Raw genomic sequence first — 11,500 nt, forward strand, 5'->3', positions numbered from 1 at the left:
AACAATGAAGATCAACGCGCTGACCCTGGCCGTGGCGGCCACGCTGTTTACCACGCCACTGTGGGCCGACACGCCGAAAAGCGGCGGCGATGTGGTGGTGACCTACCAGAACGATGTCGCGACGCTGGACCCGGCGATTGGCTACGACTGGCAGAACTGGTCGATGATCAAAAGCCTGTTCGGCCGCCTGATGGACTACAAGCCGGGCACCACCGAGCTGGTGAAAAGCCTCGCCGAGGACTACAGCATTTCCCCCGACGGTCTGGTGTACAGCTTCACCCTGGTCAAGGGCGTGAAATTCCAGAACGGCCGTGAGCTGGTCGCCAATGACGTCAAGTACTCCCTGGAGCGCACCGTCAACCCGAAAACCCAGAGCCCGGGCGCCGGTTTCTTCAGCTCCATCGTCGGTTATGAAGACGTAACCGGCGGCAAGACCACCACCCTCAGCGGCATCAAGGTGGTCGACGACCAACACCTGACCATCACGCTGAGCGCACCGAACGCGACCTTCCTGCACATCATGGCCATCAACTTCGCCTCGGTGGTGCCCAAGGAAGCGGTGGAGCAATGGGGCGCCGACTTCGGCAAACACCCGGTGGGCAGCGGCGCGTTCAGCCTGGCCGAGTGGAAACTGGGGCAGAAGCTCGAACTGGTGAAGAACCCGAATTACTTCCAGAAGGGCCTGCCCTACGTCGACAAGATCACCTTCGAAATCGGCCAGGACCCGACCGTTGCGCTGCTGCGCCTGAACAAGGGCGAAGTGGACATTGCCGGCGACGGCGTGCCGCCTGCGCAGTTCCTGCAGTTCAAGAACGACCCGGCCTCCAAACAATTGCTGGTCACCGGCAATCAGCTGCAAACCGGCTACGTGACGCTGAAAACCACCCTGCCGCCGTTCGACAATCTCAAGGTGCGCCAAGCCATCAACATGGCCATCAGCAAGGAACGCATCGTGCGCATTATCAACGGGCGCGCAGTGCCGGCCAACCAGCCGCTGCCGCCGGCGATGCCCGGTTATGACACGCAATACAAGGGCCTGCCCTACGACGTCGAAGGTGCGAAAAAACTGCTGGCCGACGCCGGTCTGGCCAAGGGTTTCGACACCGAGCTGTACGTGATGAACACCGACCCGCAACCGCGCATCGCCCAGTCGATCCAGCAGGACCTGGCCAAGGTCGGCATCCGCGTGCAGATCAAATCCCTGGCCCAGGCCAATGTAATTGCCGCGGGCAGCTCCAAAGATCAGGCGCCGATGGTGTGGTCCGGCGGCATGGCCTGGATCGCCGACTTCCCGGATCCGTCGAACTTCTACGGCCCGATTCTCGGGTGCACCGGAGCGGTCGAAGGCGGCTGGAACTGGTCGTTGTATTGCAACAAGGCGCTGGATGAACGCGCCGCCAAAGCCGACGCCATGGCACGCCCGGAACAACAGGCCGAGCGCACCGAGGCATGGAAGAAGATCTTCACCGACGCCATGGCCGATGCGCCGTGGGTGCCGATCTTCAACGAGCAACGCTTCACCGTGCGTTCCAAGCGCATGGGTGGCGACGACGCGCTGTACGTCGACCCGGTCCACGTGCCGGTCAACTATGACTACATCTGGGTGAAGTGATCTCGCGCTGGCCTGTTCCCGGTAGACGCCGGGTCACAGGCCATCACGCCCTGCCCCTTAGCAACGAGGACCGCACCCATGTGCCAGAACTGCCTGGTCAAGACCATTCACAGCGTCAACAGCCACTTCGGCTGGGACCACAGCTTTACCCCGGTCGAGCGCGTGGCGCCCGGCACCACCTTGCAGATGAACTGCCGGGATTCGTCCAACGGCTATTTCACTGCGCAATCGCAAGTGGCCGACGTCAGCGTCATGCCCTTCGACCAGATCAATCCGGTCACCGGACCGATCTACGTCGAGGGTGCCGAGCCCGGTGACATCCTGAAAATCACCCTGGACAGCTACAAGCCCGGCGGCTTCGGCTGGACCGCCAACATTCCCGGCTTCGGCCTGCTCGCCGATCAGTTTCAGGCGCCTGCGTTAGCGCTGTGGCACTACGACACGCAGACCCTCGCCCCCGCCGCCTTCGGTGATTTCGCCAAAGTGCCGCTCAAGCCGTTCGCCGGCACCGTCGGCGTGGCGCCGGCCGAGGCCGGGCTGCATTCCATCGTGCCGCCGCGTCGGGTCGGCGGCAATCTGGACATCCGCGACCTGGCGGCCGGCAGCATCTTGTACCTGCCGGTGGAAGTCGCCGGCGCGCTGTTTTCCCTCGGCGACACCCACGCGGCCCAAGGCGATGGCGAGGTCTGCGGTACCGCCATCGAGAGCGCCATGGACGTGGTGGTCAAGCTCGACCTGATCAAGCAAACCCCCTTGGCCACGCCGCGTTTCAGCACCCCCGGCCCAGTGACGGGGCACCTGGACAGCGCCGGCTATGAGGCCTTCACCGGCATCGGCCCGGACCTGATGCAAGCCGCCCGCCAGGCCGTCGCCAACACCATCGACTGGCTGTGCCGCGAGCACCGCATGCCGGCGGAGCAGGCCTACATGCTGTGCTCGGTGTGCGGCGATCTGCGCATCAGCGAAATCGTCGACCTGCCGAACTGGGTGGTGTCGTTCTACTTTCCGAAAGTGGTGTTCCAGTGAAGCCAGCCGAGCAGCCGAGTCTGTCGGTGGAGCGGCTGAGCATCGACGTCGGTGGCGGCGCGTCACGGCGTCGGGTGGTCGATGAGTTGAGTTTCGCCCTGTATCCGCGCCGCACCCTGTGCATCGCCGGCGAATCGGGCAGCGGCAAATCGCTGTCGTCCCTGGCGATCATGGGCCTGCTGCCCAAGGCGGCCAGCGTCCCCGGTGGCGCGATCCTGTTCGATAACCGCGACCTGCTGAGCCTGCCGGAGCGAGAGCTGCAACGCCTGCGCGGCAAACGCATCGGCATGATTTTTCAGGAGCCAATGACGTCGCTGAACCCGCTGCTGACTGTTGGCCAACAACTGGCGGAAACCCTGCGCCGGCATGAGGCGTTGAGTCGCAGCGAGATTCACCAGCGCTGCCGGGCCATGCTCGACGCCGTGCGCATGCCCCAGGTCGACAAACGCCTGACCCAGTACCCCCATGAGTTATCGGGCGGCATGCGCCAGCGGGTGATGATCGCCATGGCGATGCTCTGTCAGCCGGAAATCCTCATCGCCGACGAGCCCACCACCGCGCTCGATGTGACGATTCAGGCGCAGATTCTTGAGCTGATGCGCGAGTTGCAGCAGCAGTTCGCGACCAGCCTTTTACTCATCACCCACGACATGGGCGTGGTCGCCGAAATGGCCGATGAAGTGGTGGTGATGAATCAGGGCCGCATGGAAGAGCGCGGATCGTTGCACCAGGTGTTCACCGACGCGCAAGCGCCTTACACGCGCAAATTATTGGCCGCGGTGCCGGTACTGGGCAGCGCGCCGCCGCCTGATGTCATGAAGGAACAGCCGGTGGTGCTCGCCGTCAAGGACCTTAGCGTGCGCTTTCCTCTGCGCCACGGCTGGTTCGAAACGCCGCGCACGGTGCATGCGGTCGAGGGCGTGAGTTTCGAGCTGCGTCAGGGCGAAACCCTAGGGCTGGTCGGCGAAAGCGGCTGCGGCAAATCCACCACCGGCAAAGCCCTGATGAACATGCTCAGCTACCAGGGCAGCGTCAAATTGCTCGGGCAGGAACTCAACGGTTTGCAGGGTGACGCGTTGCAGCGGGTGCGCCGCGACGTGCAGATGGTGTTCCAGGACCCGTATGCGGCGCTCAATCCGCGCAAGACCGTGTTCGATCTGGTGGGCGAGCCGCTGCTGATTCACGACAAGATGCCCGAATCCCAGCGGCGTGAGCGCGTGGCGCAGCTGCTGCAGCAGGTCGACCTGCCACGGGACACCCTTGAACGCTATCCCCATCAGTTTTCCGGTGGGCAACGCCAGCGGATCTGCATCGCCCGGGCATTGGCACTGAATCCCAAAGTGATCATCGCGGACGAATCGGTCTCGGCGCTGGACGTTTCGGTTCAGGCTCAAGTGCTGGAGCTGCTGGAACGGCTGCGCGCCGAGCATGGGCTGAGCTACCTGTTCATCTCCCACGACATGGCCGTGGTCGAACGCATCTGTCACCGCGTGGCAGTGATGTATGGCGGCCGCATCGTCGAAATCGGCGCCCGTGATCAGGTGCTGCACAACCCGCAGCATCCTTACACCCGACGTTTGCTGGCGGCAGTGCCGGTGCCGGAAGTGGGCCGGCGCCGGGATTTCAAGAGCTTGCTCAAGGAGCTGGAACGGCCCGATCCGATCAAGACAAAGGACTTCGTCGCGCCGGTGCAGCGGTTTTCGGCGGTGGCGGCAGATCACTGGGTCGCGGTGGAGTGATAACAGCAGTGACCGCTTAACGCTTTTCGCCCGTCCACGGCAGCATGCGGCGCAGGGTGTTGTCGCGGACAAGGTAATGATGAAAGAGCCCCGCTGCCGCGTGTACGCCGATCAACCAATAGCCCAGATTCCCGGCCCACTCGTGCCAGCCTTTGATTTGTCTGGCCAACTCAGGGTCGACGGACACGGGCGCGGGCAGGAAGAAGCCGAAGTACGGCATCGGCTTGCTACCCGCCGCCAGCATCAGCCAGGCCAGCACCGGTGTCGCGATCATCAGTGCGTACAGCAGCCCATGAACGAGGTGGGCCATTCTGAGCTGCCAGGTACGAGGGGCCGGCGTGATGGGTGGCGCCTGGTACATCAGCCTGCCCAGCAAACGCAGCCAGACCAGTGCAAATATCGACAGACCGAACATGCCGTGCATGCCTGACAACAGCGAGCGCAACGTGCTTCCTCGAGGGGCGAACCCCTTAAGCTCGATACAGGCGTAAACGCCGACGAACAACGCCAGCATCAACCAGTGCAGGGACATCGACAGTCTGGCGTATCGGTGTGGGGTTGAGATCATGTTGGGGGCGCTCGCTGAGTGGGAGGATGTTGCTGATTTCCGCGCACCTTGAGGCCACTGTCTTAAGGCAGTCTGAAGACGTCGCGCAGGTTGCGAAAACGCCAGGCCAGATGAATTTCTCTACCTTCAGACTTCGTTAAGAATCGACACCGATACTCCACCCCATCACCACTGGGGAGGAGCCACACCCATGCAGGGTCTGGACTGGAATAACCGATTACCACAGCACTCAATGCCGTCCGGTGCGCTGCCTCTGGATTGCCTGCCTATGGGATTCGGCACTGCGCAATCACCGCCCCTCACGCTCAATCGTGCCTTGACTCAGGAGCCACTGCGCGACGCCTACGAGACGTTCATCCAGCATCGCTTTCGCCAGGCCCACAACGCCGAGATCCGTAGCTTCATGCCGGAGCTGTTTGGACTCCACGACAACACAGGCACCCTCTGCGCCGTGGCCGGCGTGCGGGTGGCGACCTCCGGGACGCTGTTCCTGGAGAACTATCTGGATCAGCCTGTCGAGCAGATGATCGAAACCAGCGCCGGCAGGCCAGTGGACCGTCAGGGCATCGTCGAAGTGGGCAACCTCGCCGCCAGCAACCTGGGCAGCGCGCGACTGAGCATCATCACTGTGACCTGGCTGCTCGCCATGAGCGGCCTGGAATGGGTGGCATTCACCGGCAACGCCGGACTGGTGAACAGCTTCAATCGCCTTGGCCTGCGACCCCTTACGCTTTGCGTTGCCGACCCTCTGCGCCTGGGTGACGACAGGCACGCGTGGGGCAATTACTACGATTCTCAACCCAGCGTGCACGTGGGAGACATCCGCGCAGGCTTCCTGCACTTGAGCAGCAGCGGCGTGTTTGAACGCTTCGGATTACCCCTGACACTGGAGGACAGTTGCCATGTCGCCTGAACTGACCGGCTTCCGCCAGCGCATCACTGACCTCGCCGCCGCGCAGCCCGATGCGTGTGCACTGTGGGGCGATGACCTGAAATTGAGCTATGCCGAGCTGGACGCAGAAATCAATCTGCGTCAGGAGAGGCTCAAGGACCTGGACGCCCGGGTCGTGGCCCTCGCCCTTGAGAATGGCCCGGACCTGCTGATTTGGGACCTGGCGATTCTGTTCGCAGGCCTGGCCTGTGTGACGCTGCCGCCGTTCTTCAGCGCCGCCCAGCGCCGTCATTGCCTGGAGCAGAGTCTGGCCGACGTGGTCATTGCTGACGACGGCTACTTTAGTGAACTCGCTCCCTCGGCATTCCGTCATGAGGAGGGATTCTGGCGGCGCGTGAACCGTCAGCCGTCGCCCCTGCCCGTCGGGACGGCAAAGCTCACCTTTACCTCTGGCACGACCGGCACCCCCAAAGGTGTCTGCCTGGACGCCGCAAGCGTACTCGCCGTGGCATTCGAGCTGCAGCGCGCCAGCGAATCTCGCCAGCCCGCCCACCACCTTTCACTCTTGCCTCTGGCGATCCTGCTCGAAAACGTTGGCTGCTACGCCGCGCTTTACGCCGGGGCCATGCTGAGTCTGCCGAGTCAGCGAACCCTGGGCATCCAAGGGGCGAGTGGCGTGGAGTTGCCGCGCCTGCTGTCGACGTTGGCGGTGCGCCAGCCCCACAGCATGATCCTGGTCCCGCAGCTGTTGCTGCTGCTGGTCAGCGCTTGCGAGATGAACGCGTTTAACCCGGCAGCGTTGCGTTTCATCGCAGTGGGCGGCGCCAAGGTCACCCATGAACTCTTGCTGCGCGCCGAAGCCCTCGGCATTCCGGTGTACGAAGGCTACGGCCTGTCGGAGTGCGCGTCGGTCGTGGCCCTCAACCGCCCCGACGCCCACCATCCCGGCAGCGTCGGCAAACCCTTGCCCCATGTGCAGATACGCCTGGCCGAAGACGGCGAGGTCCTGATTGGCGGGTCGCGGATGCTGGGCTATCTCGGCGACGCGGAACCCACACCCGAGTGGTGGCCGAGCGGTGATCTCGGTGAATTCGACGCCAACGGCTATCTCTACCTTCACGGCCGCAAGAAGCATCAGTTCGTGACCAGCTATGGTCGCAACGTCAACCCTGAGTGGGTCGAGGCCGAACTGACCCAACGCGGTCGGATCGCTCAGGCGTTTGTCTACGGCGAAGCCCTGCCTCGCAATCATGCGCTGCTGTGGCCACTGCGCCCGGACACCACCGACGCGCAAATACACAGCGCTGTCGCCCAGGCCAACCAGGCGCTGCCCGACTACGCACGCGTCCACAACTGGACGCGTCTCGATCAGCCTTTCACCACCGCCAACGGCATGGCCACCGCCAACGGCCGACCCCGGCGCGACGCCATTCTGGCGAATTATCGACATCTGTTCACTGAGCCCACGCGAGCAAAGGACCTTCAATCATGAGTTTTTTCGAAACCCTGCAAGACGCCACCCGCACCGAGCGCGAGACCTTGTTCAATCTGCCCGTCATCCATGAGGCGCTGCACGGTGAGGTCTCGCTGGAGAGCTATCGCGCCTTCCTGACCCAGGCCTACTACCACGTGCGGCACACCGTGCCATTGATGATGGCCTGTGGCGCGCGCCTGCCTGCCCGGCTGGAATGGCTGCGTGGCGCGGTCTGCGAGTACATTGAGGACGAATACGGCCACGAGCAGTGGATCCTCAACGACCTGCGCGCCTGCGGTGGCGATGCCGATGCCGTGCGTTACGGCACGCCTGGTCTGCCCATCGAGCTCATGGTCGCGTACCTCTACGATCTCATCGCGCGGGGCAACCCGGTGGGACTGTTCGGCATGGTCAACGTGCTGGAAGGCACCAGCATCGCCCTGGCGACCCATGCCGCCGGCAGCATTCAGCAGCGCCTGGCATTACCGGCCACTGCGTTCAGTTACCTGAGTTCCCATGGCAGCCTCGATGTCGGCCACATGGAGACCTACCGCGCGCTGATGGACCGTCTCGAAGATCCGGAGGATCAGGCGGCCGTGATCAAGGCCTCGAAAGTGGTGTACGGCTTGTACACCGAGATGTTCCGCCAGTTGCCCCTCGTACACGCCGAACCCGTGAAGGAACTCGCCCATGCGTCTGTCTGAAACCCGCGTCGTCCTGACCGGGGCCAGTGGCGGCATCGGCATGGCCATTGCCCAGGCGCTGTGCAGCCATGGCGCCGAAGTGCTCGCCGTCTGCCGCCATCAGGAGCCGCTGTTGCCATTGCAACAGCAGTACCCGCATCTGTTGCACTGGGTGAAGGCCGATCTGACCACCGCCGAAGGTCGTCAGCACGTGCTGATGACCGCGCAGGCGATGGAAGGGGTCAACCTGCTGATCAACGCCGCCGGTATCAATCATTTCGCCATGCTGGAACAGTTGCCTGGGCCCGAGATCGATTCGATGCTCGACATCAACCTGAACGCGCCGATTCAGCTCACCAGCCTGTTATTACCACTGCTGCGCCAGGCCAGCCGCGCCATGGTGGTGAACGTCGGTTCGACCTATGGCTCGATCGGCTATGCCGGTTACGCCACGTATTGCGCGAGCAAGTTCGCGCTGCGGGGGTTTTCCGAAGCCCTGCGCCGTGAGCTGGCGGATACGCGGGTCGGCGTGTTGTACGTCGCCCCGCGCGCCACCCGCACCACGATGAACAGTCCTGCCGCGCGCGCGCTCAACTCTGCACTGAAAACCGCCGAGGACGATCCGCAGACGGTCGCCGCCGCCGTTGTCCGTGCGATCGTGGGTAATCAGCGCGAGCTTTATATGGGTTGGCCAGAACAGTTCTTTGTCCGCCTCAACAGCCTGCTGCCCGCCGTGGTGGACCGTGGCCTGCGCAAACACTTGCCCCTCATTCGCCGACTCAGCAGCGCCCCCTTCGAAAAGAGCACCAAACCATGAAACGTCTACTCGTCGTACTGCTCGCCACACTCGCCCTGCCCGTGTGGGCACTGGATGCCCCTGACCAGCAACGCCTGACCGGGATTCAGCAGGAGTGGGCGCGAATTCAATACCAGTTGCCGGACGATCAGCGCGTTGCTGCATTCGAACAGTTGGCCGCCAAGTCCTCCGCTTTTACCCAGCAGCGTCCCGCCGTCGCCGAGGCCTGGATATGGTCGGGCATTGTCACCAGCAGTTGGGCCGGTGCCCAGGGCGGGCTCGGTGCGTTGAGCAAGGTGAAAACCGCGAAAGCCGATCTCGAAAAAGCCATGACGCTGGACCCCAATGCCTTGCAAGGCTCCGCCTACGCCAGCCTGGCAGCGCTTTATGATCGCGTGCCGGGATGGCCGATCGGGTTCGGCGACCCGGATAAGGCACAAGGACTGCTGGAGCAGGCGCTGAAGCTCAATCCTGACGGTATCGATCCGCTTTATTTCTGGGGCGATCATCTCTACCGCCAGGGCCACTACGCTCAGGCGAAGGAAGCGCTGGAAAAGGCTTTGCTCGCCGCACCCCGCCCCGGCCGCGAAGTGGCGGACAGTGGACGCCGTAAAGATATCCAGCTATTGCTGGTGGACGTAAACAAAAAACTGAAATGACGGAGCATTCATGCGTTTGCTGCTGGTTGAAGACGATGTTGCCCTCGGCGAGGGCATTCATCAGGCGTTGAGTCGCGAAGGCTACACGGTGGACTGGGTGAAAGATGGCGCCAGCGCCCTCCATGCCTTGTTGAGCGAAGTCTTCGACCTGGCCATTCTCGATCTTGGATTGCCCAGGCTGGACGGCCTGGCAGTGTTGCGGCGCCTGCGGGAAAGCGGCTCGGCGCTGCCGGTGCTGATCCTGACGGCACGGGACGCCACCGAGGACCGCATTGCCGGCCTCGACGCGGGGGCCGACGATTACCTGATAAAGCCCTTCGACCTGTCAGAACTCAAGGCTCGCCTGCGGGCGCTGTTGCGGCGCAGTGCCGGCCGCGCGCGGGTCACAATCGAGCACGCGGGCATCCGCCTGGACCCGGCCACCCAGCAAGTCAGTTACAAGAACGAACCCGTCGCCCTCACCCCCAAGGAATACCAGCTGTTGTATGAACTGCTCTCGCCACCGGGCCGGGTGATGACCCGCGAACGCTTGATGCAGTTGCTGTACGGCTGGAACGAAGAAGCAGAGAGCAACACCCTCGAAGTGCACATCCATCACCTGCGCAAGAAGTTCTCCAGCGAGCTGATCCGCACCGTACGCGGCGTCGGCTACCTGGTGGAGGATCGCCCGTGACGTCGATCCGTCGCCGCACGCTGACCCTGATCCTCGGACTGGTGCTGATCGGGCTGTTGATCCTGACGCTGGTCAACCTCCATGACAGCAACCACGAAATCGCCGAAGTCTACGATGCCCAGCTCGCCACCAATGCCCGGTTGCTGCAGGGCGTGATGCGCATGCCCCTGGCGCGGCAGGAGCACGCGCAATTGTACCAGGCGTTCAATGAGGCCCTGGCTCAGGCCGAACCCCGAATCGACGGCCACCCCTACGAGAGCAAAATCGCCTTTCAGGTCTGGGACCTTCAAGGCCGGCTGCTGGTGCACACCCCCAGCGCGCCGAGCCTGACCCGTGCGCCGCAGTACAACGGCTTCAGCGACATCAATGATCTGGGCAAACATGAGTGGCGCACCTTCGTGCTCAGGGACGAGCAACACGACCTGCTGATCTGGGTCGGCGAGCGCGACGACGTGCGCTCGGACCTGGTCAACCGCATCGTTCGCCACACGGTGATCCCCAATCTGATCGGCAGCCTGCTGCTGATGGGCGCGATCTGGCTGGCCATTGGCTGGGGACTCAAGCCGCTGGCCGATCTGGCCGCCACGCTGCGCGGTCGTCATCCGGGCTCCCTCGAACCCTTGCAGCTGGCCCCGCTGCCCAGCGAGCTGGAGCCCATGCAAGCGGCCCTGAACAGATTGCTTGGACAGATTCAGGAGGTGCTGAGCCGCGAACGGCGCTTCATCGCCGACGCCGCCCATGAAATGCGCACCCCGCTGGCGGTGCTGCGTGTGCATGCGCAAAACGTGCTGGAGGCACACGATGAGGCACAGCGCGACCAGTCCCTGAGTTACCTCATCGTCGGCGTCGACCGCACGACACGGCTTGTCAATCAGTTGCTGACCGTCGCCCGGATGGAACCCGGTGCCGGCGCGGTGCTCACCCGCAATGCCGATATCGTCGCAGCTGTCCGCGAGAGCCTGGTGCAAATGACGCCGTGGGTATTGAGCCGGGGGCTGGAGTTGGTGTTCGACTGCGATGAACCTTCCCTGATGGTAAGAACCGATTTCGCCGCCATCGACATTGCCCTGCAAAACCTGGTCACCAATGCGGTCAATTTTTCGCCCTTGAACGGTCAGGTGGTCGTCACCCTGGGGGTGAGCAATGGCTATTTCCAGCTCAGCGTTGCGGACGAGGGACCCGGCATTGACGAAGCCGAGCGGGAGCGTCTTTTCGAGCGGTTCTACAGTCGCGGCAACGATCAGGGGGCCGGGCTGGGCCTGACCATCGTGCAATCGATTGCACGACGCCTCGGCGGTGAAATCATCCTGGAGAACCGCGCAGGAAAAGGCCTGCGCGCGACGCTATGTGCGCCAGCGAACAGACAGCCCTGAGAAAG

General features: G+C 63.3%; 11 protein-coding genes. 10 read left to right on the plus strand and 1 reads right to left on the minus strand.

Annotated features, from left to right (window positions below; genetic code table 11):
- The first annotated feature begins 4 nt into the window (after window positions 1-4).
- The 3 genes from AC07RO_RS16280 (at window position 5) to AC07RO_RS16290 (ending at window position 4,377) form a co-directional block, all read left to right on the plus strand.
- Window positions 5-1,612 carry an ABC transporter substrate-binding protein gene (locus AC07RO_RS16280; protein ID WP_346625767.1) on the plus strand — a complete coding sequence of 536 codons (1,608 nt, stop codon included), beginning with the start codon at window positions 5-7 and terminating at the stop codon, window positions 1,610-1,612.
- A 78-nt stretch (window positions 1,613-1,690) separates the two neighbouring features.
- On the plus strand, window positions 1,691-2,638 hold the full coding sequence (locus AC07RO_RS16285) for an acetamidase/formamidase family protein (protein ID WP_495086553.1): 948 nt from the start codon (window positions 1,691-1,693) through the stop codon (window positions 2,636-2,638).
- Window positions 2,635-4,377: an ABC transporter ATP-binding protein gene (locus tag AC07RO_RS16290; RefSeq protein WP_495086554.1), complete on the plus strand. Its 1,743-nt coding sequence runs from the start codon at window positions 2,635-2,637 to the stop codon at window positions 4,375-4,377. The genes AC07RO_RS16285 and AC07RO_RS16290 overlap by 4 nt, the downstream gene beginning before the upstream one ends.
- Before the next feature lie 16 nt (window positions 4,378-4,393).
- Here AC07RO_RS16290 and AC07RO_RS16295 read toward each other — a convergent pair whose 3' ends face one another.
- Entirely contained in the window at window positions 4,394-4,945 is a 552-nt protein-coding gene (locus AC07RO_RS16295; protein WP_495086555.1) for a cytochrome b, read from the minus strand.
- A 190-nt stretch (window positions 4,946-5,135) separates the two neighbouring features.
- Between AC07RO_RS16295 and AC07RO_RS16300 the strand changes: the two genes are divergently transcribed.
- The 7 genes from AC07RO_RS16300 to AC07RO_RS16330 are packed head-to-tail and all read left to right on the plus strand — an operon-like array spanning window position 5,136 to window position 11,495.
- A complete protein-coding gene (locus tag AC07RO_RS16300; RefSeq protein ID WP_495086556.1) occupies window positions 5,136-5,858 on the plus strand; it encodes a thermostable hemolysin in 723 nt (240 codons plus the stop codon).
- Window positions 5,848-7,329: an AMP-binding protein gene (locus AC07RO_RS16305; protein WP_495086557.1), complete on the plus strand. Its 1,482-nt coding sequence runs from the start codon at window positions 5,848-5,850 to the stop codon at window positions 7,327-7,329. The genes AC07RO_RS16300 and AC07RO_RS16305 overlap by 11 nt, the downstream gene beginning before the upstream one ends.
- Window positions 7,326-8,015, plus strand: a complete 690-nt coding sequence (locus AC07RO_RS16310; protein ID WP_495086558.1) for an iron-containing redox enzyme family protein — start codon at window positions 7,326-7,328, stop codon at window positions 8,013-8,015. The genes AC07RO_RS16305 and AC07RO_RS16310 overlap by 4 nt, the downstream gene beginning before the upstream one ends.
- Window positions 8,002-8,811, plus strand: coding sequence for an SDR family oxidoreductase (locus tag AC07RO_RS16315; RefSeq protein ID WP_495086559.1), 810 nt, complete (start codon window positions 8,002-8,004; stop codon window positions 8,809-8,811). The genes AC07RO_RS16310 and AC07RO_RS16315 overlap by 14 nt, the downstream gene beginning before the upstream one ends.
- Window positions 8,808-9,449, plus strand: a complete 642-nt coding sequence (locus AC07RO_RS16320; RefSeq protein WP_495086560.1) for a tetratricopeptide repeat protein — start codon at window positions 8,808-8,810, stop codon at window positions 9,447-9,449. Before AC07RO_RS16315 ends, AC07RO_RS16320 begins: the two co-directional genes overlap by 4 nt.
- A gap of 10 nt (window positions 9,450-9,459) precedes the next feature.
- Window positions 9,460-10,122, plus strand: a complete 663-nt coding sequence (locus AC07RO_RS16325; RefSeq protein ID WP_133770422.1) for a response regulator — start codon at window positions 9,460-9,462, stop codon at window positions 10,120-10,122.
- A complete protein-coding gene (locus tag AC07RO_RS16330) occupies window positions 10,119-11,495 on the plus strand; it encodes an ATP-binding protein (protein ID WP_495086561.1) in 1,377 nt (458 codons plus the stop codon). Before AC07RO_RS16325 ends, AC07RO_RS16330 begins: the two co-directional genes overlap by 4 nt.
- Window positions 11,496-11,500 lie beyond the last annotated feature (5 nt).

The organism is Pseudomonas sp. GW821-FHT07F05, from assembly GCF_059418765.1.